Raw genomic sequence first — 23,088 nt, 5'->3', positions numbered from 1 at the left:
AAACATGGTATTACCATTAGTCCTCAAACGGAAGGGGTTTGGCGCATGGCGCGATCGTTGGCTCACCGGCTACGCCCGCGGATCGTGGCCAGGACGGTGCGATCACTGCGACATCGCGACTACCGGCGATTCCTCTTCGGCCACGCCGTTTCCGTCATCGGCACCTGGATGCAGCGGGTCGCCCAGGACTGGCTGGTCGTCCAGCTCACCGACAACGGCCTCGCCCTCGGCATCACCTCGGCGCTGCAGTTCCTGCCGACCCTGCTGCTCGGACTGTGGGGCGGCGCCCTGGTGGACCGGCTGGACCGCCGTCGACTGCTCATCGGCACCCAGACCGCCAGCGCCCTGCTCGCTGCCGCGCTGGCGGTGCTGAGCCTGACCGGGCTGGTGCAGCTGTGGATGGTCTACGCGCTCGCGCTCGGCCTCGGTCTCGTGACGGTGCTGGACACACCCGCCCGCCAGGCGCTGGTCACCGACAAGGTCCCGCCGGAGGACTACGCCAACGCCCAGGCCCTGAACTCCACCGTGCACAACGCTGGCCGACTGGTGGGCCCGGCACTGGCTGGGGTGGTCATCGCCGTCACCGGAGTGGGCACCGCCTTCGCGATCAACGCCGTCTCGTTCGTCGCGGTGCTGATCGGACTGCTGCGCATGGCCCCGGAACCCCCGGCTGCCGCCGACGCGCGGCGGACCACCCCGACCGGCTCCCTGGAAGGGCTGCGCTACGTGCTGGCCCGCCCCGAGATGACCGCGACATTGGTGCTGGTCACCGTGATCGGCCTGTTCGGCCAGAACTTCCGGGTCGTGCTGCCGCTGCTGGCCAGCGACGACCTGCACAGCGGCGCCTCCGGATACGGCGCGCTCACCAGCGCGCTCGGCCTGGGCGCCGCACTCGGCGCGCTCGTGGCGGCCAGCCGCGAAGAAGTCGGCCTGCGCGGGGTCGTGTGGTGGACCGTGGCATTCGCCGCGACCAACGCCGCCACCGCCCTCACCCCAGGACTGTCGCTGACGCTCGTAGCGGTCACCGCGATGGGAATCGCGAACATCAGCTTCAACACCCTGACCCGCACACTGCTGCAACTACGCGCCGAAAAGGGGCTTCAGGGCCGCGTCATCAGCCTGCACAGCCTGGTCTTCCTCGGCACGACACCGCTGGGCGGGCCGCTGCTGGGCTGGTGGTGCGAGCGCTTCGGAGCCCGCGCCGGGCTGTGGCTGGCGGCCGGGACGGCGCTGCTGGCGGCGGTGGCGGTGCTGCCGATCCTGCGCCGCGTCAAGGCAACCGCGTCAGCAGGTGACGCCACATCATCGACACGTTGAACCCGGCGCCCAGGTCTGGCAGCTCGGCCAAATCCTCCTCGGGGATCGACTCCAGCCCCGACCCGGCCGAAGCCGCGGCCAGCATCATCCGCGCCAGCGAGTCCACCGCGACCGCCTGCACCACCGCCGCCGCGATCGCCGTCATCGGATCACCCCCGGCCACGCTCAACAGACCGTGCCCGCGCAACACGCACACCGGCCGCTGCCCCATGTGATCGAGGAGCTGGTGGGCCAGATCCGCACGCCGGACCAGGACCGAACGCGGCCACTCCGGGATCCCCTCGGCCGCCATCCGCGCGGCTGGAATGTCGTAGGCGCCCACCACCGGCCGCCACGGCAGCCGGGCAACGGTCGCCGCCACGACAGCAGGCGGATGTGCGTGCACGACGGCGGTGACCTCCGGCTGACGGCGCATCGGTTCCACGTGCAGCGGCAGCTCCTGGGGCGGCGCCCAATCCCCCTCCCGGGCCGCACCGTCGAAGGGAACCTCATGAACATCGTCCACTGTGGTGTGAGCGAGTCCGCGCTCGTTCGGACCACGGCCACGCACCAGCAGGCTGCTCTGCGACGTCCGCACGCTGACGTGCCCGAGCACGTTCTCCACGAGGCCGGTCGCGGCCAACACCCGGCAGGCCAGCGCGACCTGCTCGCGAAGTTCCGGTGAAGTCAAGGTCAAGGCACCACGCTCACGTGAATCGCGCCCCGCTCGCCGCCTTTGGCGGCCGTGTGCAGGGCATCCGATGCTTGTTCGAGGGGAAACCGGTGGGTGCACAGCTGTTCCAGCGGGAAGCGGTGCGATCGGATGATGTCGATGGCAGGCTCCACCGACCGATGATCGTGGCCCCGCACCCCGCGCACCACCAGCTCCTTGCGGACGACCACGTCGTTGGAGAAGCCCGCCACGGGGCGGCCGTGCTTGCTGGCGGCGAGCAACACCCGCCCCCGCTTGCCCGCAATCGCCATCGCGTCCTCGACGGTCCCGGTGGCGCCGGGGGCCAGATCCACCACCACGTCCGCTCCCCGGCCCGACGTCACATCCAGCACCGACTCGACCGGGTTCGTGCCGCTGCCAGCGACGATCACCTCGTCGGCACCGAGCGCCTTGGCGACCGCCAACCGGTCACCGTCCTGCGCGGTGCCCACAACGATCACCCGGCCCGCACCCGCAACGCGGGCCGCGACCACGCAACCCAGCCCGTGCTGGCCCGGACCGATCACGACCGCCGTCTCACCGACCTGCAAGCCACCTTCCTGCACCACCCACCGAACTCCGTTGCCCACCGGCACGTAGAGCGCGGCGAGCTCGGGGCTGATGTCCTCGCCGACGTGGTACACGATCGACCGTGGATGCAGGTACAGGTAGTCGGCCTGCCCGCCGTAGAGCGCAGGTGCCACCGTCAGCGGAGTGCTTCCGTAGCGCAGGAACGGTTTGCTGCCCCGCGAGTCGGTGGCCTCGCAGATCCGGTAGTTCCCACCGCGGCACAGTCGACACGTTCCGCACGGCAGGAACTCCTCGACCGCGATCCGGTCGCCGACCGCGACACCCCAACGCTCGGCCGCGCGCTCGCCGATGGCGACGACGCGACCGACGTTCTCGTGTCCCAGGATGAGCGGGCCGAGGCCAGCGCCGCGCGACTGGCGGCCCCAGATTTCCCAGTCAGTACCGCAGATCGCGGTCACCTCCACCCGCAGCAGGCCCTCGTCCGGGCCGATCGGCGGGATCGGGATGTCGCGGGGTTCCATGGCGTACGGATCGGTGGCCACCATCGCCCGCGCACTGTCCGGCACGCTCATCGAAGCCTCCAATCGGGGAGAAAAACCCGGCTTCAGCCGGGCACGAGCCGATCCCGGAACTCGGCGATCGGCTTGAAATTGACGAGTGCGTGAGCCGCACTGCTGAATTCGGCCCGCGAAGCGGGAACGCGCGTGCCTGCTCCCCCGGCCTTGACCGGGGGAGCAGGCACGCCTCAGACCTCGTCTGGGTCGGGTTCGGGAGTGGACACCAGGTCGCTGGGATCGACCAGCGGGGCGAAATCCTTGTGCCTGGCCCGCGTCAACGCCTCCAACTCCAGCGGGTCGAGGAAAACCGAGTTGCCGGAGGCCAGGTCGCGGATGCACAGACGCGCGCCGCTTTCGGTCTCGTAGCGGCTCACCTCCACCATCGCGAACTCGTTCTGGTAGATCTCCGGCGGTCCCGACCGGCGGGGCCACCCGGACGCCTCGTCCTGCTGCGAGGCCGGGCCTGCGGCGAAACGGTCGCTCACGATCACCTCACAGAATGAATGCCAGGTTGAACAGCGGCTGCTCGGACTCGATCAGCACCAGCTTCTTCAAGGTAATCCGCCACTCGCCGGACTCGCGGCGCACCCGGTACTCGCAACGCCCGGCCAGCACACGCGTCCGGTTCAACCCCACCTGCCGCTCCCCACCGGGCCGCAGCTCGGCGACCAGCTGGGCGCACTTGATCCGCGGCCCGTCCTCGGCCTCGACGACCTCGACGTTGCTGGCGAAGTGCACCGTCCGCGAACGCGGATTCTGGTCCAGCACCGGTGTGTGCAGGGTGCGGAACACCCGCTCGGCCCGGCGTTCGGCATCGTCGTAGACGATGGACACCTTCGAGTCGGCGTCCGCCAGTTCGCCGTCGTGGACCGGAATCCAATACACGCCGTCGGCGGTGAACAGCTCCAGCCACTCCTCGTAGCGCACTTCGTCGAGCAGTCGGCACTCGCGGTAGACGAGGGCCTCGGCCTCCGCGACGGTCAGCGTCGCCGGTTGGGACGCCCCGTTGCTGCTCGCCACCTGCGCGTCGGTGGTGGTACTCATGCCATGCACCTCTTCCACTGCCGGTACAGCGACCTCACTGGCGTTTCGTCGGTGCTGTGCCCCACGACCTCGCCCTTGTCGTTGGTGGTCTCGCGGTGCAGCCCACGCGACATCAGGGCCCACTCGACGCCGCGCGCGCGAACTCCGCTCTGGTTGGACACGAAGATCTCGACGTCGTCTGGCGCGCCGAAGCCCGACGGCCCGTAGAAGCGCTCGTGGGCGCGGTAGCGGCCCTCGTTGAGCGCTTCGGGCACCCCGTCGAGCGCGTACACGTAGAGGTAGACCTCGGTGGAGTCCACCGCGATGGGGTTGATCACCCGCAATTGGGTGTCGAACAGGTAGAGGTTCGGGAAGATGAAGATGTTGCGGCGGGCGGAGACGAATTCGATGTATTCCTCGTCGAACTTCTCCCGCAAGGCCCGCTCGTATTCGGGGAACTTCACCATCATGCGGCCGGTCCAGCTCGCGGCCGGGTTCAGACCGCCGGGGCGTTCCAGCAAGCCGTGCCCGTTGACGAATCCACGGGTGCAGCCGTCCGCGCGGAATTTCCGGATGTCGCGCACCGGGGCCTCACCGGCGCGTTCCAGCACCCGCTGCCACGACTCGTGCACGTAATTGCCGTGGTAACCGTCGTGGCCGTTCTCGGCCTGCCACTTCCAGTTCCCCGGATAGGGGTACTTGTGCGCGGTCGGGATGACCGTGATCGAACCTTCCGGCGACCGGTCGAACCACGCGTCGATGTACGGGCGCACCGGGCCCAAGTGCTCTTCCAGGGTCGGCCCGTCCTCGGCGAGGTCGGCGAAGATCAGCCCGCGGTAGATCCCGACGCGCGGCACCCGCTTCAGGCCCCAGGCTGATTTGTCGAAGTCCTCCTTCCAGCCGTGCGACATCGCCATTCCGACGAGCGTGCCGTCGTTGGCGTATCCCCAGTTGTGGTAAGGACACCGGAAATAATTGGAGTGACCGACCTCGGCCCGGCAGACCACGGTGCCCCGGTGGCGACACCGGTTGAGCAGCACGTAGATCTGGCCGTCCTCGTGTCGACTCACCACAACCGGCTGAGTGCCTATCGAGGTGGTCTTGTAGTCCCCGGGTTCGGGCACCTGGGACTCGTGCGCGACGAACACCCAACCGCTTTCGAAAATGTTGCGCATCTCCGATTCGAAGACCGCGGGGTTGGTGTAGACGTCCGTGTTGACCTCGAAGGTGTCCTGGGTTTCCTTGACGAGATCCCCCAGGGAGAGGTCCGGCATGGCGACCATGGGACTCCACTTCTACTTTGGACTATTGGTAAGACCATAGAGTGTGGTTCAGTGGTTGTCAAATGGTTTGACCGATGAGATGGGAGGATGGGTGCATGGTTTCGCGCGACCAACCCAAGCCGACAGGAACACCCACGGGGCAAGACGGCGACATGTTCCAGGCCGTCAGCCTGAGCCGCGTCTCCCAAGCCATTGTGGAGCAGGTGAAGGTGCTCATCCGCCAGGGCAGGCTGACACCGGGTGACCGGCTGCCGAGCGAACGAGCCCTGTGCGAACGCTTCGGAGTCAGCAGAGTCACCGTCCGGGAGGCACTGAGGGTACTCGAAGCCAGCGGCCTGATCACAATCCGCGTCGGCGCCCGCGGTGGCGCCTTCGTCACCTCGCCGACCTCGGAGCAGGTCGGCGAAGGGCTCGCCGACCTGCTCAACCTCTCGCCGCTGACCGCCTCCAACGTGACCGAGGCGCGAATGGTCTTCGAACTCGGCATCGTCCCGCTCGTCGTCGAGCGGGCCACCGACGAGGACATCGCCGCGCTGCGCGAGATGGTGGCCGCCCACCAGACCGCCGTCGATGCGAATCAGTACACCGTGTCGATGTCAGCCGACTTCCACACCCGCGCCGCGGCGTGCACCCACAACCCGGCCATCGAGATGCTGGTGCAGTCCTTCCACGGCCCGTTGCTGATGTCGCTGCGCGAAGCGAAGGAGGTCGCGCCGCTGATGGGTCCCCGCGGTGTGGCGGAGCACAGCGCGTTGATCGACGCCATCGCCGCCCGCGACACCACCAAGGCGATGTCGATCATGCGGGAGCACCTCCAGCGAACCGCGGACCGCGTCAACGCCTCCGCACAGGACGAAACACCACCCAGCAACTAGATCGGGCCTGGGCGGCTGGTCCGCCCAGGCCCGTGGCATTCACCGGCGCAGGACGTTGTCGTCCTCGGACACCGGCGTCGCAGCGGTGTCGTCGTGGCGAGATGGGCGAGCAGCGCCAGCGATTGGGCCGCCGCGCTGCCGGGGGCCGCGTGGAAGAGGACGAGGACCAGCCCGTCAGTGGAGCCGCCGGTGCGCGGGGCGACGTCGTGGCGCACCCACAGCTGGCGGAACTCCTCGCTGCGCACCGACAACTCCCCGACCAGTTCGGCCAACTGCGGGTCCCGGCTCTCGGGCCCGGCGAGCGCCCGGATCGCCGACACCGAGCCAGCGGCGATGCGCTCCCAGTCATCGCCGTACAGCGCGCGGACCTCGGGGTCGAGGAAGGCCGAGCGCACGGCGTTCTCCCCCGGCACGTGCGCCGAGGACAGCGCGATCGCCAAAATCGTTGGCGACCAGGACGTCCTGATAGCGGCCTAGCACCAGCGCGGGAAGGTCGGTGCGTGACAGGACCAGCTGGCGGATGCCCTCCGGCACGCGTTCCGCGCGGCGGCGGGCCGCATGCCGACGCGGGCTGGACTTGGCGAGCTGGTGCAGGTAGGCGGTCGCTTCTGCCTCCAGTCCCAGCGCACGGGCGAGCCCGTCGAGGACCTGCGGTGAAGGGCGCTGGTCGCGGCCCTGCTCCAGTCGCAGGTAGTACTCGGCGGAGATGCCCGCCAGCTGCGCGACCTCCTCGCGCCGCAGGCCGGGCACGCTGCGCGGTCCCCGCATGGCCAGGCCGATGTCCTGGGGCTTGACGAGGTCCCGGCGGGCGCGCAGGTAGGCACCCAGTTCGTTGGACCGACTCACATCTGCACAGTAGGCGCTCACGCCCCATCAAGCCTGGCCCTGGCGACACCCCTGTGACCAGGACCCTGGCTGTCCCGGCGGAACTCGCGGAAATTGCTGGTGAGGTCCTGGAAGCCCGATGCGCGGCTGCCGGAGCGGGCCTCGTGCCTGCGGCACGCACCGCGGGTGATCCGCACGTCAGAAAGACAGACGCCTGGTCAACACCAACCTGGTCGGCACGTTCGACGTGATGCGCCACAGCATCGCGGCGATGCTGCGCAACGCACCCGACGAGACCGGCGAACGCGGCATCGTCATCAACACCTCCTCGATCGCCGCCTACGACGGCGTCGCCGGGCATACCGGCTACGCGGCCACCAAGGCCGGTTTGATCGGGATGACGTTGCCCGCCACCCGGGAACTGCTGGGCAAGGGCGTGCGCGTCAACACCGTCGTGGCCGGAGCGTTCGACACGCCCATTTACGACGGGAAATTGACCGAGGAGGTGGAGCGCGCGGTCAGCGCCGCGATACCCAACCCGCAGCGCCTGGGCCGTCCGGCCGAGTTCGCAGCGCTGGTGCGGTCTCCGGCGGTTGCGGCTCCTGCTCCGCCGCCCGCAACGTCCGCAGCTCCTCCGTCGCCGCGTCCAGCTGCCGCTCCGCGCGCTCGGCGCGCGCCAGCGTCTGCGCCCGCGCATCCTGCACGGCCGCCACCTGCTGCGCGGCGGCCTCCCGTTCGGTCCGCAGCTGCTCCGCAGCCTCCGTCCGCGATCGCTGCAGCTCCGCGGCCTGCTGCTCGCGCAGCGTCGCAAGCTCCTCGCGCTGGCGCTGCACCTCCGCGCGTGCTCGCTCCGCGGCTTGCTTGAGTTCCGCCAGCTGGCCCTGCGCGGTCTCCGCGGTCTGCTCCGCGCGCGCCGCGCGCTCCACAGCTGCGGCACGCTGCTGCCCAGCCTCGGCCATCTGCCGCTGGGCTTGTTCTTGCGCCGCTTGGATTTCCGCTGCCGCCTCCACCTTGGCCTGTTCCATGGCCTGGCGCGCGTCGGCGATCCGCTGATCGGCCTCGCGGCGGGCCGCAGCGATGGCGACTTCGGCCTCGTTGCGCGCGGCTTCGATGTCCTGCTTCGCCCGTTGTTCGGCCTGATGTGCCTGCTGCACGGCATCATCCCGTTCCTTGCGGGCGCTTTCGGCGTCCTGCCCGGCGGTTTCCGCGGCAGTTGCGGCATCCTCGGCCGCGTCTTCGGCGGCACTGCGGGCCTGCTCGGCGTCGCGACGTTGCTGCTGCGCGGTGGCCAGGGCCTGCTCGGCCTGCGCGATGCGGTGTGCGGCTTCGGCCTGGGCCGTCTGGATCTGCGCTTCAGCCGCACTGGGATCAGCGATGGTAGCGAGTTCCGCGATGCCAGCGCGCAGATTCCGGGTCAATTGCTCCGACAGGAGGCGGTACTGCCGGAGCAACTCCTCGGCCCGCAGCCGCGCCCCGTCGTACTCGGCGACCGCCACCGGCGACGCTGGGGCCTGCTCCTGCACCGCCTGCAGCCGCTGCCGTTCCTTCCACGCCCGCCACCGGGTGTGCTCGGGAAGATCGCAGTACTCCGAGGGACGTCCCGGCCCTCCGGTGCGCAACACATCTCGCGAACACCCCGGAAACCGGCAGGTGCCCTCGGCGTGTTCCTCGGAAGCTACATCTTGCACCGGCTGCTCACCCATGCCCGGACGCTTTGATCTGCTCCCCACGGCTACAAGCCGGAGGATTCCGATCGGCCTTCGGTCGATACGGATCGGTACTCCCTCGCGGTTTCCCGCTGCTTCCTGCTTCACAGACCGGGCAACCCCGAGGTCTCCACAGGCCGACAGGGCCAATCCATCCCCGTACCTGGCTTGGCTATCACCAGGCAACCAAGATCATAACCCGCTCACCCCACAGCTAAAGCAAGGGGTCCGCACGCTACGTTTCCCAGATCAACCAGCCACCCGCCGACCGGGGACAACGCGTCAGGCGCGGCGTTTGAGCATTTCCAGGCCCGCGATCGCGGCGACCACCACTGCCAGGAACACCAGCGGGACCAGGTAGCCCAGCAATCCCGTCGGGTTGCCGAACAACCACCGGAACACGGCGCCGTGCTCGCCCTGGATCATCCACCGCACCAGCGGGATCACTCCCACCGTGACGCCGATGAACCCGACAACGCCTTGCAGTGCGTCGATCTGTCCACGCGTCACAGCCGTGTCCCCCTCACTTCGCGGTTCGATCCCGAAGCCACATTACTAGAGTGCGTGCTCTAGTAATAGGTCGGGTTCTATGCTCGCGGTGATGCGCACCGTCAATCCCGAGCAGCACGCCCGCAAACGTGCCAAGATCCTCGCCGCAGCAGCTGGGGAGTTCGCCACCAACGGCGTGGACGGCACCTCCACCGCGGGAATCTGCCGACGCGCAGGCATCGGCTCCGGCACCCTCTTCCACTACTTCGACAGCAAACGCGCCATCTTCCACGCGCTGTTCAGCGACGACGTGGCGCGCAACGCGGAGATCTGCGCGCGGGCGCTGGACACCACGCCAGCATCCGCCGGACTCGACCTGCTCGTGGAGCACTTCGCCGCCGATCTCGCCAATCCGCTGACTCCGGGACTGGCCGCGGCGGCGGTGCTGCAGGCCAACCGGGACGTGGAGTTCGCCCGACTGCTCATCGCCGACGCCGAACGCACCCACCACACCCTCAGCACCCTGCTGACGCGGATGGCCGACGAAGGCCACCAACTGGCGCTGCCCGCGCGCCGCGCCGCTCGGTGGATCCAGCAGCTCATCGACACCAGTTACCTGATGTCCGACGGCCCCGAATTCGACCCGGCGGTCCAATACCGCGAACTCCGCCAGGTCATCGCCTGGCTCACCGGCCGGGACCAGCGCAGCACCCGACCCGGAGAATGACTCCATCCACTACCGGCAGGAGAGCACGCACGTTGTCCCACCAGCACAATCCACCGTCCACCGACAGCACCCTGCAGGCTGACTGCGCGCACTGCTTCGGGTTGTGCTGCGTCGCGCTGCCCTTCGCCGCGTCGGCCGATTTCGCCGTCGACAAGGCCGCCGGAGCAGCTTGCGCCAACCTGCAAGCCGACTTCCGCTGCGGCATCCACGCGCACCTGCGCGAGCGGGGCTTTCCCGGCTGCACCGTCTTCGACTGCTTCGGCGCCGGGCAAAAGGTCTCCCAACTCACCTTCGGCGGGCAGGACTGGCGGCAGGCCCCGCACACCGCAGCGCAGATGTTCGCCGTCTTCCCCGTGATGCGGCAACTGCACGAACTGCTGTGGTACCTCACCGAAGCCCTGACCCGGCCCGCGGCCCATCCCATCCACGACGACCTGCGCCGCGCGCGTGAGCGCACCGACCGACTCACCCGCAGCAGCGCCGAAACGCTCGCCGAAGCCGATGTCGCGGCGCTGCGCGAGGACATCAACGCCCTGCTGCTGCGCACCAGCGAACTGGTGCGCGCCGAGGTCGCGGGCCGCAAGAAGAACCACCGGGGCGCCGACCTCATCGGTGCCAAACTAAACGGCGCGAACCTGCGGGCAGCCAACCTGCGCGGGGCCTACCTCATCGCTGCCGACCTCCGCAACGCCGATCTGCGCTCGGCCGACCTGATCGGGGCGGACTTCCGGGACACCGATCTGCGCGGCGCCGACCTCACCGGCAGCATCTTCCTCACCCAAGCCCAACTCAACGCGGCCAAAGGCAATGCGGCCACCAAGCTGCCACCCGCCCTCACCCACCCCACCCACTGGTGACCCCCACGACGAACCAACCACGCAGGTGATCGGAGTCCGGGCTCGCGACGCGTGTCCCCGACGCGGGGACGAGCACAGCCAGCCCGACCCACTGCAGCCGTCGGCTGGTCAGTCCAGGCAGAACTCGTTGCCCTCCGGGTCGGTCATCACGATGAACCCGGCCTCCATCGGCGGCGCGGGATCGACGCGGCGCTGCCGACTCGCCCCCAACGCCACCAGCCGCTCGCACTCCGCCTCCAGCGCCGCCATCCGCTCCTGCCCCTGCAGTCCGGGCGCCGCCCGGACGTCGAGGTGCAGCCGGTTCTTCACGGTCTTGTGCTCGGGCACGCGCTGGAAGAACAACCGTGGGCCGACGCCCTCCGGATCCACCGCTGCCCACCGTTCATTGCGCTGCTCCGGCGGCAGCGTCGCCGCGAACGCGTCCCAGGAAGCGAAGCCGGGCGGGGGCGACGGCACGTCGTACCCCAACACCTGGTTCCAGAACATCCCCAGCGCTCGCGGGTCGGCACAGTCGAAGGTCACCTGGATCGTGCGCACATCAGCCATGTCCGGAATCTAGGCGGCCGCACCGACATCCAGCGCGCCCTGACCAGCCCAGCAGTGTGCGGGCCACGGCAACCAGCCCCCGGCGGGAACGCCGATGACCTTTTGGCAAGATCGCCGGGTGCGCTTCTACGCCGATCTGCACATCCACTCGAAGTACTCCCGCGCCTGCAGCAAGGACTGCGACATCGAGCATCTGACCTGGTGGGCGCGCCGCAAAGGCATTTCGCTGGTCGGTACCGGCGACTTCACCCACCCGGCCTGGTTCGCGCACCTGCGCGAGGTCCTCGAACCCGCCGAGCCGGGCCTGTTCCGGCTGCGCGGGGACCTGGACCGGGACCTCACCCGCAGCCTGCCGCCCACCTGCGGCGGGCAGGTGCGGTTCATGCTGTCGGTGGAGATCTCGACGATCTACAAGTACGGCGAGCGCACCCGCAAGGTCCACCACCTGTGCTACGTGCCGGATTTCGCCGCCGCCGAGGAGTTCAACCGGCGACTGGGGCGCATCGGCAACCTCGGCTCGGACGGCCGCCCGATCCTGGGCCTGGATTCCCGCGATCTGCTGGAGATCACCCTGGAATCCGGCGACGGCTCGTACCTGGTGCCCGCGCACATCTGGACGCCGTGGTTCGCGGTGCTGGGCTCCAAGGCCGGGTTCGACGCGATCGAGGACTGCTACCGGGATCTGGCCGGGCACATCTTCGCGCTGGAAACGGGGTTGTCCAGCGACCCGGAGATGAACTGGCGGGTTTCCGCGCTGGACAAGTACACCCTGGTCAGCCACTCCGACGCGCATTCGCCGCCGATGCTGGGCCGGGAGGCCAGCGTCTTCAACACCGAACTGGACTACTTCGCGGTCAAACGCGGGTTGGAGACCGGCGACGGGTTCGCGGGCACCGTCGAGTTCTTCCCCGAAGAAGGCAAGTACCACCTCGACGGCCACCGCAAGTGCCAGGTTCGCTTCGAACCGGGCGACACCCGTGCCCACAGTGGACTGTGCCCCGGCTGCGGCAAGCCGCTGACCGTCGGCGTGCTGCACCGCGTCGACGCGCTCGCCGACCGCGCCGAGGGGGCCCGCCCGTCCGGCGCGGCGGGCTTCCGCAACCTCATCCCGCTGCCCGAGATCGTGGGTGAAATCCTCGGTGTGGGGCCGAAGAGCAAGAAGGTCTTCGGCGAGATCAGCGACCTCACCGCCACCCACGGCCCCGAACTGGCGATCCTGGAAGACGTTCCGGTCGACGAGCTGCGCGCCAGCAACGCCGCGGTGGCCGAGGCGATCGAGCGGCTGCGGCAGGGCCAGGTGTTGCGCGACCCCGGCTACGACGGCGAATACGGCACTATCCGCGTCTTCGAACCCGCCGAACTCACCCGGCTGCGCACCGGCAACGCGCCCGCGTTGTTCGACGACGCCCTGTTCACCCCGCAGCCAGAACCCGAACCCGCAGCCGCAGCCGCACCGATCGCCCCGCCGCTTGTCGAACCCGCACCGGAACCAGCGGCCGTCACAGTGGCCACCGGCTCGGGAGTGCTGGCCGGGCTGGATCCCGACCAGCGCGCGGCGGCGGAGGTCGCGGACGGGCCGCTGTTGATCGTGGCCGGTCCCGGCACCGGCAAGACCCGCACCGTCACCCACCGGCTGGCGCACCTGGTCCTGGAACGCGACGTCCCGGCCGACGCGTGCCTGGCGATCACCTTCACCCGCCGCGCCGCCGAGGAGATGACCGAACGACTGCAGGCGCTCATCGGTGCCGCCGCGCGGCAGATGACCGTGGCGACCTTCCACTCCTTCGGACTGCAGATCCTGCGCGAACACCACGAACTCCTCGGGCTGGACGCCGACTTCGGGCTGGCCGACGCCGCGCGGCAGCACGAGATCCTCACCGCGATCACCGGTGACGAGCGCAGCGCGCGACGGGTGAAGGCGCAACTGTCCCCGGCCCGCCGCGGCGGGCAGAGCGATCCGGAAACCGAGGCGGTGCTGGCGGAATACCTCGCCGGTTTGCGCGCTGCGAACCTGGTGGACTTCGACGACCTCGTGGTGCTGGCGGTGCAACTGCTCACCGAGCACCCCGGCGTCGCCGAGCAATACCGACAGCGCTACCAGTGGATCACCGTCGACGAGTACCAGGACGTCGACGAGTTGCAGTACCGGCTGCTGCGCTTGATCGCCCCGGCCGAGGCCAACCTCACCGCCATCGGCGACCCGGACCAGGCGATCTACTCCTTCCGCGGCGCCGACGTCGGTTTCTTCCTGCGCTTCGAACAGGACTACCCCGCCGCCCCGGTGCTGGCGCTGACCCGAAACTACCGCAGCGGCGCCCACATCCTCACCGGCGCGACCCGCGCCATCGCACCGTCCACACTGGTCACCGACCGGCAGCTGCACCCCGCCGCGAACCGCGAGGCACACCGCATCGTGCGCCACCAGGCCAGCGACGAACGCGCCGAGGCGGCCTTCGTGGCACGCACCATCGACCAGTTGCTCGGCGGGGCGTCCTTCCATTCCCTCGACAGCGGCCGCGTCCTCGGCGACGGGCCGGGCGGCATCGGCTTCAACGACATCGCGGTCCTCTACCGCACGGATGCCCAATCGCGTGCGGTGCTCGACGAGCTGACCCGCTGCGGACTGCCGGTGCAGAAACGCTCCCACGACCGGCTTGCCAACCGCCCCGGCGTCGAACTCCTGGTGCGCGAACTGCTGCACGTCGGCGACCGCACCGGCCCGGTCGCCGACCAGCTGCGCATGGCCGCGAAAGCGGTCGCCGACATCGTCACCGAGGACACCCGACACGACATCCACACCGCCGTGGAACTGCTCGGTCCGCTGGCCCAGCGGTGCGGAGACGACGTGCAGCAGTTCTGCCGGGAGGTGTTGCTGGGCGCCGAGGTCGACACCCTCGACCCGCGCGCCGAGGCGATTTCCCTGCTGACCTTGCACGCCGCCAAGGGCCTGGAATTCCCGGTGGTCTTCCTGGTCGGCTGCGAAGACGGGCTGCTTCCGCTGCGCTGGCCGGGCACCGAACCCACCGGAGCCGAGGTCGCCGAGGAACGCCGTCTGTTCTTCGTCGGCATGACTCGAGCCCAAGACCACCTCTACCTCACCCACGCAACTCGCCGCACGATCCGCGGCGGCACCCAGGACCGAACCCGCAGCCCGTTCCTGACCGGCCTCGGGGACACGGTCACCGAATCCGAAACCCCCGCCCGCCGCCCCCGCCCAGCCCAGCTGACGCTGATGTAGGGGGCGTACCCACGCTTGTCGCGGCTGCTGCCGTGGCGCGCGGACATTTGCCTAAAGGTATTAGGCAAATGCATAATGTCCTTCGCCGAATGAGGGGCGGGCTATGGCGAGAGTAGGGCTGACTGCCGAGCGCCTGGCGTGGGCCGGGGCGGAACTGGCCGACGAGGTCGGCTTCGACGAGGTGACCGTCTCGGCGCTGGCCAGGCGGTTCGACGTCAAGGTCGCGAGTCTGTACTCGCACCTGAAGAACTCCCACGACCTCAAGACCAAGATCGCCCTGCTCGCCCTGGAGGAGCTCGCTGACCGAGCCGCCGACGCCTTGGCCGGGCGGGCTGGCAAGGATGCCCTCGTCGCCTTCGCCAACGTCTACCGCGACTACGCCCGCGAGCATCCTGGTCGCTACGCCGCGGCCCAGCTCCGACTCGACCCGGAGACGGCAGCCGCCAGCGCAGGCGGCAGGCACGCGCAGATGACCCGCGCGATCCTGCGCGGCTACGACCTGACCGGGGTGGACCAGACGCACGCGGTCCGGCTGCTGGGCAGCGTTTTCCACGGCTACGTCAGCCTGGAGATGGGCGGCGGATTCAGCCACAGCGCCCCCGACACGCAGGAAACCTGGTCACGAACCCTCGACGCCCTCGACGCCCTCCTGCGGAACTGGCCCGCACCATGACCAGGCCCCGCATCGGCGGATGTGAACGACCCGGAAATCCTCTTCAACAGGCTGAGACCATGCACACCTGGATCACCACGCCCATCACCGCGAACATCCTGCGCGGCGCCCTCGACCTGGAGCACACCGAGCACGGCGTGCTGCCGCACCGCCTGCCAGCCTGGGCGCGCGCCCAGTGCGCCGACGGCCAACTTGCCATGGCGGAGGCCCAGCCCTCCGGCGTGCGGCTGGTCTTCCGAACCCGGGCCACCGCCGTCGAATTGGACGCGCTGCCCACCAAGCGGAACTACGCGGGCGCCCCGTCCCGCCCGGACGGCATGTACGACCTGCTCATCGACGGCCGTCTGACCGACCAGGCCAGCGTGACCGGCGGCAACACGCTGACCATCGACATGACCACCGGGACCGCCGAGAACCAACCCGGCCCGGCTGGCACGCTGCGCTTCACCGGGCTGCCCGACCGTGTCAAGGACGTCGAGGTCTGGCTGCCGCACAACGAGACCACCGAACTCATCGCCTTGCGCACGGACGCCCCGATCGAACCCATGCCGGACCGGGGCCGCCGGACCTGGCTGCACCACGGCAGTTCGATCAGCCATGGCTCCAACGCCGCCAGCCCCACGACAACCTGGCCAGCCCTCGCCGCCTCCGCCGGGGGCGTGGAGCTGATCAACCTGGGTCTCGGCGGCAGCGCGCTGCTCGACCCGTTCACCGCCCGCGCGCTGCGCGACACCCCCGCAGAACTGATCAGCATCAAGATCGGCATCAACCTGGTCAACGCCGACCTGATGCGCCTGCGCGCCTTCGCCCCGGCCGTGCACGGCTTCCTCGACACCATCCGTGAAGGCCAGCCGACCACACCGCTGGTGGTCCTCTCGCCCATCTACTGCCCCATCCACGAGGACACGCCCGGCCCCAGCGCTGTGGACTTCGCCGCCCTCGGCACCGGGCACCTGCGGTTCCGGGCCGCGGGCGACCCTTCGGAGCGCGCCGCCGGGAAGCTGACGCTCCAGGTTATCCGCGACGAACTGGCCCGGATCGTGGCGCAGCGGGTGGCCGACGACTCGAACCTGCACTACCTCGACGGCCGGGAACTCTACGGTGCGGGCGACTTCGCCGAGCTGCCGCTGCCGGATGAGCTCCACCCGGATGCGGCCACCCACCGCCGCATCGGCGAACGCTTCGCCAAGCTCGCCTTCACCGCCGACGGCCCCTTCGCTGAAACCCGTGCCGGTCGCCACCTGTGATCGGCGAAACAGAACCCGGTAGCGCGCTGTGCGCGGCTGACATGATTCGGGGCATGGACCGTCCCATCACGATCATCACCGGTGCCAGCCGAGGCATCGGCGCGGCGACCGCGCGGTGGCTGGCCCGCGCTGGCCACGACCTCGCGCTCGGCTACCGGGAAAACCGCGATGGCGCCGAGAAAGTCGCGGCCGAGGTCAGCGGGCACGGCGTCCGCTGCGTGCTGGTGCGCGTCGATGTCAGCCAGGAGGCCGATGTCGACCGGCTGTTCGCCGATACCGCCGAGCAGTTGGGGCCGGTCACGGGGCTGGTCAACAATGCGGGGTTGACCGCGCACATCGGCGATCTGGCCGACACGCCGGTTGAGATGATCCGCCGGGTCATCGACGTCAACTTCCTCGGCACCGTGCTGTGCGCGCGGCGGGCCGCGCAGGTCATGTCCACCCGCCGCGGCGGCCCCGGCGGCGCCATCGTCAACGTCTCCTCCAGCGCGGCGACGCTCGGTTCGCCGCACGAATACGTCCACTACGCGGGTGCCAAAGCGGCCGTGGACGCGATGACGATGGGATTGGCCAAGGAACTCGCCGAAGACGGGGTGCGGGTCAACGCGGTGGCTCCCGGCCTGGTGCGCACCGACATCCACGCCGGGGCAGGCGACGCGGGCCGGGTCGAGCGGGTCGTCTCCCGAGTGCCGCTGGGCCGAGTGGGCGAACCCGAGGAAATCGCGCCCGCCATCGGATGGCTGCTGAGCCCGGAATCCGGCTACGCCACCGGAACAGTGGTGCGCGTGTCCGGTGGTCTGTAGTCGCGGCGAAAACCGCGGCCGAGACGGTGTTGTTCGGCTCAAGCGGTGCTCAGGAAGTCCAGGAGTTCGCGGTAGAGGATCGAGCGGGTGTCGACGCTGGTGAGCATGGCGACGTGCCCGCCGGGGCATTGCACCACTCGGGGTGGGCGGCGCAGGCATTCGACGAGCGCGAGGCTGGCTGGTGGCGGCACGATGTGGTCGGCCGCGGCGACGGCGAGCATGACGGGCACGCTGAGGTCTTCCAGGCGTGCTGGTCGGCCGTGCACGGTCCTGCGGCCGTTGAGGAGGGCGTTGCTGCGCGCGTAGTCGACGAGGTCGAACAGCAACGCACCGGGGATGGGTGTTTGCTCCCAGACCCAGCGGGACAGCGGTCCGGCGATGGCTCGCCAGGTCGGATCCCGTCGACGCCGCCAGGTCTGACGGGCCGCGCGCAGTGCGATCGGGCGCAACCAGTGGAAGCCCTCCCTGATGAGCGAGGCGGGCAGTAAGCCGTGCCCATCAAGGGCGAGAACGGGTGGCAGCCGCGGTGAGCGCAGTAACCCGCCCAGGCGGCCCGCGACGGCGGTGTCGATGAAGGGGGCGATCGCAGTCAGGGACGCCACCCCGGCATCGCCGAGGGCCGCGTGCGCGGCCAGGGTCAGCGTGCCGCCCAGGCAGTAGCCGACCAGATGCACCTTCGGCTGACCGCTGCGCTCGCGGACTATCTGCTCGGCCAGCATCAGGGTGGTGACGTAGGCGTCGAACCCGCGGCCTGCCTCGGCAGGTCCTGGGACTCCCCAGTCGAGCAAGTACACGTCATGGCCAGCATTGACAAGCGCGGCGACGAGGCTGCGGCCCGGCGCCAGGTCAAGCACCCAGGAGCGGGTGACCAGCGAATGCACCACGAGGACCGGTGGGCCGGGGACACGGTGTTCGCTCGTATAGCGCCGGAGCTCCGCCGGACCCGACCGCCATATCACCGAGGAAGGGCTCGCTGGCACGGTCGCCCGGGGTAACCCAACGGCGATTTCGACGATATGAGGCCAACCGGCCACCGCCGCCAGCAGGCGCGCACAACCCGCCCGAAACCACCGAACTGCCCTCATGATCCGGTTAGCTCGCAGCAGACTCCGGTCGGTGGAAGTAAGATGCCGCCAATGCACCCGCGGTCCGCCAGTCATCGCTCGACCCGGGTCGTGGCGGCGCCCAGGTAGCGGTGCAGCGAGGTCTTCGGGATGCCGGTCTTGGTAGCGATCTGGCCGAGGCTGACGCCCTGGCCTTTGAGCAGCCGGGCGTACTCGATCTCGTCCTCGGGATGGGTGACAGGTCGTCCGATGCCGCGGTCGACGGTGGCGCCGGTTTTCTTGTCCACGTAGATCCGCTCGTTGCGGATACCGGCCTCGCCCAGTGCTGCGAGTTGCCGTTCCAAGCTTTGCTTGGTGGATACGCGGGCGTAGCCGAATTCGAGTCCGCGGGCGAGGTGGAGATCATCGGCTCCCATGATCCAAACGTACCGGAAGTCGTCGCCGTACCCGACTTCCGATACGCATCTTGTGGAACGACTTCCGGAGCGGCAGGCGGATTTGATCGTCCGAGATCGCGCGATCTCGGCGCCCCCATCGGTCGACCGTTCCACGCCCAAAAAAATGTACTCGGTGGAAAATCTGCTGGCGGTCACCTGCGTTGACAGCGCCACCGCCCCCGTCCTACCGGAACAACCGCGCAAGGTCCTCGCGTGGGCGCTGCGTCGATTCGGTCCTTGGCGCTGCGTGACCCGCAGCTGCGGTTGCCCGCGAAGCGGCTTCGCGTGCTGTCGAAAAGTCATGAGTGCGAAAGCAGGCTTCAGCCCGTCTACGCACTCACGGCTCCGAGGTGCGGGCGTTCCTGCCATTGCACTGTTGAGAACCCGGGGCGGTGCGCGGGCTTGGTCGCGGCGGAAAACCGGTGGCCGGGATTCGTAAGCTCAGAACGTGGGGCGCGAATCGGTACTCGTCAATTTCGTCTACTGCCATCCGGTCGGACACGCCGTGGAGGCGCTGCAGTACTGCCTGGGGTACCGACGCGCGAACCCCGATCGCCGCATCGGCGTAGTGCTCAACTCCGCCACCGCGGTCGAACTGGCCGCCTGGTGCGATGCGATCGACGAAGTGTACACAGTGGACATCGATGTGTTTCGACCACCGGCGGCCGAGGTGCTCGCGCACATTCCGGCCGACTGGGACTGGATCGTCGACGATCCTCGCGGGCACCAGAAGTGGCAGCACGACTTCTTCCCCGGTCTGCAGCGGTACTACGAACTGGCCGCCGAGCATTTCCGCACCACCAGCGGTCACACCCGGGTCGGCGCGCCCCGGCCGTCCTACCGGGCGCACAACCCGTTGCGCCTGGAGCTGCCCGCCCCGGCGCGAGGCTGGGCGGCCGAACTGCTGCCCGAGCACGACGCCCCGACCATCGCGGTGCTGCCTGGTGGCAGCGCGGAGCGCTGGCGCTACCCGTCGCTGCGGTCGTGGCAGCGCATTCTCGGCGCTATCACGGATCGTTGGCCGGACGCGCGGGTGTGTCTCACCGGCAAACTCACCGAAGACGGCCGCACCAACACCGGTTTCAGCCGCGCGGAGTTCGACGCGCTGGCCGAGACCGTCCCCGATGTGGCGTGGGCGCTGGACTTGCCGCTGGACCGGCAACTGGCCGCGATGCAGCGCTGCGATCTGCTGCTGTCGCCGCACTCCGGGTTCGCCTTCGCCGCGTTGGCGGTGGGCACCCCGTGGCTGGCGCTGGCCGGGAACGACTGGGCGGAGTACTACTTCAACCCCGGAGTGCCGTTCTATTCGGTGCTGCCGGACCTGGACCGTTTTCCCTGCTACGTGCTGCTGGGCAACACCCCCGAGCCCGTCGATGACGACGGCCCGCGCGCCCCCAGCATGTCCACGGCGCGCATCGACGCCGACCTCGCCGAGCTCATCGACGGGGCCGCCTGGTTGGTCAGCGGCGAGGCCGACTTCGACGCCGCGATGCACGAGCACGCCAACCGCCTGCACAAGCTCTTCGGGGGCCGTACCGAGCTGATGTACTCGGTGGACAACCTGCTGACCACTTATCTGCGATAACAGCGTCTCCCTCCATCCGACCGGAACAACCGCATAAGGTCCTCGCATGAGCGATGCGTCGGTCCGGTCCTTGGCACTGCACGACCCGCGGCTGCGGTTGCCCGCTGAGCGGCTTCGGGTCCTGCTCTCCCGCGTGGACGAAGACGAGTTGCCCGACGACTACGGGCGCGGCGGCGCGGTGCAGCGGCTTGAGGACCGGATGGCCACCTTGCTCGGCAAGGAGGCGGCGGTGTTCATGCCCACTGGCGCGATGGCCTCGCAGGTCGCGCTGCGCCTGCACGCCGACATCCGCACGACGCGGGTCATCGGCTTTCACCCGCGCGCCCACATCGAAGTGCACGAGCGCAAGGGCTACGCGGTGGTGCACCAGCTGATCGGCAAGCAGCTCGGCGACCACGACCGCCTGCTGACCCTCGACGAGCTGGAGGCTGTGCGGGAGCCGCTGGCCGCAGTGCTCTGGGAGCTGCCCCAGCGGGACCTCGGCGGTCTGCTGCCCGAGTGGGACAGCCTGGTGGCGCAGACCGCCTGGGCCCGCGAGCGAGGCATCGCCGCCCACCTCGACGGCGCACGTATCTGGGAGGCGCAACCGTATTACGGTCGCAGTCACGCGGAGATCGCGGAGCTGTTCGACACCGTGTACGTCTCGCTGTACAAGAGCCTGGGTGGCCTCGGCGGCGCGATCCTCGCCGGTCCCGCGGCCCTGGTCGAGCACGCCCGCGAGTGGCGAGCCCGGCTCGGTGGCCAGTTGCACAACGCCTGGCCCCTGGCGATGTCGGCCGAGGCCGGACTGGACTCCCATCTGCCCCGGATGCACGACTACTGGATGCACGCCCGCGAACTCGCCGCTGCCCTCTCGGATGTGCCCGGAGTCAGCACCGTTCCGCACATGCCCCAGACCCCGCTGTTCCACGTGCACATCGACGCGCCGCGCGAAGCGCTGGATGCTGCGCACGCGCAGCTGATCCACGAAGGCGGAATGCGGCTCTACCGGTATTCGCGGACCACGACGCATCCGGAACGCAGCCGCTTCGAGGTGACCGTTGGCGCGGATGCCATGCGACTGCCGGTCGAGGATGTTCGCGACGCCATCGACGAACTGGCCCGCGCGGCACGACAACACCACAACGCATAGCCCGTAGGATCACGCACAAGCCCCTGGACGGCAGCGAACTCGATCCCGCCGCAGTGGCCGTTCGCGCGGTGGCCACACCGCAGCCAAACCCTTGTACTGTCTACTCTGGACAGTTCGCGCCTCGTTGGAGGTCGATTTCGTGCGGGAGAGGTTCGTCGTCGTCACCGGCGGTCCAGGGGCGGGCAAGACGACCCTGATCGACCGGCTCGCCGCGGCCGGGTTCGCGCGGTCAGCGGAAGCGGGTCGCGGCGTGATCACCGACCAGCTCGCCATCGGCGGACGCGCGCTGCCCTGGGCGGACCGCGCGCTGTTCGCCGAGTTGATGCTGAGCTGGGAACTGCGCTCCTACCACCAGGCTCGTGACCTGACCGGCACGGTGATCTTCGACCGCGGACTGCCCGACATCATCGGCTACCTCCGGCTCAACGACCTCCCCGTGCCCGAGCACGTGCACACCGCGGCGCAGCGGTTCCGGTACCGCTCCCGCGTGCTGCTCGCCCCGTTCTGGCCGGAGATCTACCACCAGGACAGCGAACGCAAGCAGTCCCCGGCGGAAGCCGAACGCACCTGCCAGCACGTGGCCGCCGCCTACGTCGACTACGGCTACGAACTTGTGCGGCTGCCGCACAGCTCGGTCGAGGAGCGGGTGCGGTTCGTGCTCGACGAGCTGGCCGGTCAACGCAACCGGTAGGTTCGGCCCTCGGCTCCCCACTCACCGAACGGCGGGTCCTGGCCCTGGTCGATCGCGCGAATCGACGGGCGTCCGATGTGGGCGAAGACGAGCCGACCAACACCGGCCCGAGCAGCGCATTCGGCGGTGTCCACGCAAGCGGCGTGGCCGCCCACGCCACCGGCGAAGCGGATCGGCCGGTCCCATCCGGCGGCGTCGGCGAACATCAGCTCCGCGTCGGCGGCCCAGTCCGGGAAGACCCAGAACTCCGGCGCCCACACCGCGTGGTGGTCGTGGTGGTCGATGAGGTAGCCGTACGTCGGGTGTGAGGTGTGCGCCACCGGCAGCGGTCGCAGCCGAACTCCACCGGCCCGGTATTCGACCGCGCCAGCGGGCACCCCGAGCGCGGAGCTGCGGCGCCGGATCGAGGGCATGAGCTCGGCACGCTCGTCGCACACCAACCAAGCGTCGATGTGCTGCCCCTCGGCAGCCGTCCCACCGCCGTCGATGATCACCCGACGTCCGGCCCAGGCGACGGCCAACCCGGCTGGGCGGTAGCGAGGCGAGTTCATCGCCCCAACCCCCAGCAACGTCAGATCCACCACCCCACCAACGTAACCCGTCGTGGGGGGGGGGACGGGGGGGCCCCCCCCGCAACCGAGCGCGCCCGCCCACCCCGCGGGTGGGGCGGGGGCGGCGGGTCTCACCCGCGGGGGGGGGGCAACCTATGAGAGCCCCGACCCGCGGGCTGCTCAGCGTTCTTGCGAACGCGATGCCTGTGAGGTCGCCGAAGCGCTTGGGGCAACACCGAC

At 69.5% G+C, this 23,088-nt stretch carries 25 protein-coding genes and 1 pseudogene; 14 read left to right on the top strand and 12 right to left on the bottom strand.

The genetic code is table 11. The features are described from left to right. The first annotated feature begins 45 nt into the window (after positions 1 to 45). Positions 46 to 1,317 (top strand): MFS transporter, encoded by a 1,272-nt coding sequence (locus tag MOQ72_RS26540; protein WP_242188390.1) that lies wholly within the window; start codon positions 46 to 48, stop codon positions 1,315 to 1,317. On the opposite strand, the gene phtC is transcribed toward MOQ72_RS26540, so the two are convergent. The 5 genes from phtC to MOQ72_RS26515 form a co-directional block, all read right to left on the bottom strand. Further along, positions 1,271 to 1,993: a 3,4-dihydroxyphthalate decarboxylase gene (phtC, locus tag MOQ72_RS26535; RefSeq protein WP_242188389.1), complete on the bottom strand. Its 723-nt coding sequence runs from the start codon at positions 1,991 to 1,993 to the stop codon at positions 1,271 to 1,273. The genes MOQ72_RS26540 and phtC overlap by 47 nt on opposite strands. Then, complete coding sequence (locus MOQ72_RS26530; protein ID WP_242188388.1) at positions 1,990 to 3,111, bottom strand: zinc-dependent alcohol dehydrogenase; 1,122 nt, start codon at positions 3,109 to 3,111, stop codon at positions 1,990 to 1,992. The genes phtC and MOQ72_RS26530 overlap by 4 nt, the downstream gene beginning before the upstream one ends. Positions 3,112 to 3,284: 173 nt before the next feature. Next, the gene (locus MOQ72_RS26525; protein ID WP_242188387.1) at positions 3,285 to 3,581 is read right to left on the bottom strand and encodes a hypothetical protein; all 297 of its coding nucleotides are present in this window, start codon (positions 3,579 to 3,581) and stop codon (positions 3,285 to 3,287) included. A gap of 7 nt (positions 3,582 to 3,588) precedes the next feature. Next, positions 3,589 to 4,140: an aromatic-ring-hydroxylating dioxygenase subunit beta gene (locus MOQ72_RS26520; protein WP_242188386.1), complete on the bottom strand. Its 552-nt coding sequence runs from the start codon at positions 4,138 to 4,140 to the stop codon at positions 3,589 to 3,591. After that, a complete protein-coding gene (locus MOQ72_RS26515) occupies positions 4,137 to 5,393 on the bottom strand; it encodes an aromatic ring-hydroxylating oxygenase subunit alpha (protein WP_242188385.1) in 1,257 nt (418 codons plus the stop codon). The genes MOQ72_RS26520 and MOQ72_RS26515 overlap by 4 nt, the downstream gene beginning before the upstream one ends. A gap of 104 nt (positions 5,394 to 5,497) precedes the next feature. Between MOQ72_RS26515 and MOQ72_RS26510 the strand changes: the two genes are divergently transcribed. Further along, a complete protein-coding gene (locus tag MOQ72_RS26510) occupies positions 5,498 to 6,277 on the top strand; it encodes a FadR/GntR family transcriptional regulator (protein ID WP_242188384.1) in 780 nt (259 codons plus the stop codon). Here MOQ72_RS26510 and MOQ72_RS26505 read toward each other — a convergent pair. Then, the gene (locus MOQ72_RS26505) at positions 6,274 to 6,672 is read right to left on the bottom strand and encodes an MmyB family transcriptional regulator (RefSeq protein WP_242188383.1); all 399 of its coding nucleotides are present in this window, start codon (positions 6,670 to 6,672) and stop codon (positions 6,274 to 6,276) included. The genes MOQ72_RS26510 and MOQ72_RS26505 overlap by 4 nt on opposite strands. Continuing rightward, positions 6,623 to 7,123, bottom strand: a complete 501-nt coding sequence (locus MOQ72_RS26500) for a helix-turn-helix domain-containing protein (RefSeq protein ID WP_242188382.1) — start codon at positions 7,121 to 7,123, stop codon at positions 6,623 to 6,625. The genes MOQ72_RS26505 and MOQ72_RS26500 overlap by 50 nt, the downstream gene beginning before the upstream one ends. Positions 7,124 to 7,364: 241 nt before the next feature. Here MOQ72_RS26500 and MOQ72_RS45725 point away from each other — a divergent pair, with 241 nt between their 5' ends. After that, a complete protein-coding gene (locus MOQ72_RS45725) occupies positions 7,365 to 7,967 on the top strand; it encodes an SDR family oxidoreductase (RefSeq protein ID WP_372495554.1) in 603 nt (200 codons plus the stop codon). Next, complete coding sequence (locus tag MOQ72_RS45720) at positions 7,960 to 8,820, top strand: hypothetical protein (protein WP_372495551.1); 861 nt, start codon at positions 7,960 to 7,962, stop codon at positions 8,818 to 8,820. The genes MOQ72_RS45725 and MOQ72_RS45720 overlap by 8 nt, the downstream gene beginning before the upstream one ends. A gap of 270 nt (positions 8,821 to 9,090) precedes the next feature. On the opposite strand, the gene MOQ72_RS26490 is transcribed toward MOQ72_RS45720, so the two are convergent. Beyond that, complete coding sequence (locus MOQ72_RS26490) at positions 9,091 to 9,318, bottom strand: hypothetical protein (protein WP_242188380.1); 228 nt, start codon at positions 9,316 to 9,318, stop codon at positions 9,091 to 9,093. Between the two features lie 91 nt (positions 9,319 to 9,409). On the opposite strand from MOQ72_RS26490, the gene MOQ72_RS26485 reads away from it, so the two are divergent. Further along, on the top strand, positions 9,410 to 10,024 hold the full coding sequence (locus MOQ72_RS26485) for a TetR/AcrR family transcriptional regulator (RefSeq protein ID WP_242188379.1): 615 nt from the start codon (positions 9,410 to 9,412) through the stop codon (positions 10,022 to 10,024). Between the two features lie 32 nt (positions 10,025 to 10,056). After that, positions 10,057 to 10,881: a pentapeptide repeat-containing protein gene (locus MOQ72_RS26480; RefSeq protein WP_242188378.1), complete on the top strand. Its 825-nt coding sequence runs from the start codon at positions 10,057 to 10,059 to the stop codon at positions 10,879 to 10,881. Between the two features lie 108 nt (positions 10,882 to 10,989). Here MOQ72_RS26480 and MOQ72_RS26475 read toward each other — a convergent pair whose 3' ends face one another. Beyond that, positions 10,990 to 11,427 carry a VOC family protein gene (locus MOQ72_RS26475; protein ID WP_242188377.1) on the bottom strand — a complete coding sequence of 146 codons (438 nt, stop codon included), beginning with the start codon at positions 11,425 to 11,427 and terminating at the stop codon, positions 10,990 to 10,992. Positions 11,428 to 11,521: 94 nt separating this feature from the next. Here MOQ72_RS26475 and MOQ72_RS46050 point away from each other — a divergent pair. From MOQ72_RS46050 to MOQ72_RS26455, 5 genes and pseudogenes are all read left to right on the top strand, one after another. Continuing rightward, a pseudogene (locus tag MOQ72_RS46050) lies at positions 11,522 to 12,712 on the top strand (endonuclease Q family protein); the annotation flags it as partial. A 219-nt stretch (positions 12,713 to 12,931) separates the two neighbouring features. After that, entirely contained in the window at positions 12,932 to 14,665 is a 1,734-nt protein-coding gene (locus MOQ72_RS45715; protein WP_372495553.1) for an ATP-dependent helicase, read from the top strand. 103 nt (positions 14,666 to 14,768) lie between these two features. Then, positions 14,769 to 15,338 (top strand): TetR/AcrR family transcriptional regulator, encoded by a 570-nt coding sequence (locus tag MOQ72_RS26465; RefSeq protein ID WP_242188375.1) that lies wholly within the window; start codon positions 14,769 to 14,771, stop codon positions 15,336 to 15,338. A 59-nt stretch (positions 15,339 to 15,397) separates the two neighbouring features. Further along, complete coding sequence (locus tag MOQ72_RS26460; RefSeq protein ID WP_242188374.1) at positions 15,398 to 16,585, top strand: GDSL-type esterase/lipase family protein; 1,188 nt, start codon at positions 15,398 to 15,400, stop codon at positions 16,583 to 16,585. Between the two features lie 53 nt (positions 16,586 to 16,638). Beyond that, on the top strand, positions 16,639 to 17,388 hold the full coding sequence (locus MOQ72_RS26455; RefSeq protein WP_242188373.1) for an SDR family oxidoreductase: 750 nt from the start codon (positions 16,639 to 16,641) through the stop codon (positions 17,386 to 17,388). A gap of 38 nt (positions 17,389 to 17,426) precedes the next feature. Here the strand turns inward: MOQ72_RS26455 and MOQ72_RS26450 are convergent, their stop codons facing one another. Beyond that, positions 17,427 to 18,473: an alpha/beta fold hydrolase gene (locus tag MOQ72_RS26450; protein ID WP_277954740.1), complete on the bottom strand. Its 1,047-nt coding sequence runs from the start codon at positions 18,471 to 18,473 to the stop codon at positions 17,427 to 17,429. Between the two features lie 71 nt (positions 18,474 to 18,544). Continuing rightward, entirely contained in the window at positions 18,545 to 18,868 is a 324-nt protein-coding gene (locus MOQ72_RS26445) for a recombinase family protein (RefSeq protein WP_242188371.1), read from the bottom strand. Positions 18,869 to 19,337: 469 nt separating this feature from the next. Here MOQ72_RS26445 and MOQ72_RS26440 point away from each other — a divergent pair, with 469 nt between their 5' ends. The 3 genes from MOQ72_RS26440 (at position 19,338) to MOQ72_RS26430 (ending at position 22,297) form a co-directional block, all read left to right on the top strand. Then, positions 19,338 to 20,474: a glycosyltransferase family 9 protein gene (locus MOQ72_RS26440; protein ID WP_242188370.1), complete on the top strand. Its 1,137-nt coding sequence runs from the start codon at positions 19,338 to 19,340 to the stop codon at positions 20,472 to 20,474. A 46-nt stretch (positions 20,475 to 20,520) separates the two neighbouring features. Further along, positions 20,521 to 21,606, top strand: coding sequence for a threonine aldolase family protein (locus MOQ72_RS26435; RefSeq protein ID WP_242188369.1), 1,086 nt, complete (start codon positions 20,521 to 20,523; stop codon positions 21,604 to 21,606). 139 nt (positions 21,607 to 21,745) lie between these two features. Continuing rightward, positions 21,746 to 22,297 carry an AAA family ATPase gene (locus MOQ72_RS26430; protein WP_242188368.1) on the top strand — a complete coding sequence of 184 codons (552 nt, stop codon included), beginning with the start codon at positions 21,746 to 21,748 and terminating at the stop codon, positions 22,295 to 22,297. On the opposite strand, the gene MOQ72_RS26425 is transcribed toward MOQ72_RS26430, so the two are convergent. Beyond that, positions 22,282 to 22,878, bottom strand: coding sequence for an MBL fold metallo-hydrolase (locus MOQ72_RS26425; RefSeq protein WP_242188367.1), 597 nt, complete (start codon positions 22,876 to 22,878; stop codon positions 22,282 to 22,284). The two genes, MOQ72_RS26430 and MOQ72_RS26425, sit on opposite strands and share 16 nt — an antisense overlap. Positions 22,879 to 23,088 lie beyond the last annotated feature (210 nt).

The sequence above is a fragment of the Saccharopolyspora soli genome (assembly GCF_022678645.1).
In the GTDB taxonomy this organism is placed as follows: Bacteria; Actinomycetota; Actinomycetes; order Mycobacteriales; family Pseudonocardiaceae; genus Saccharopolyspora; species Saccharopolyspora soli.
This window is presented reverse-complemented; position numbering and strand designations above follow the sequence as displayed.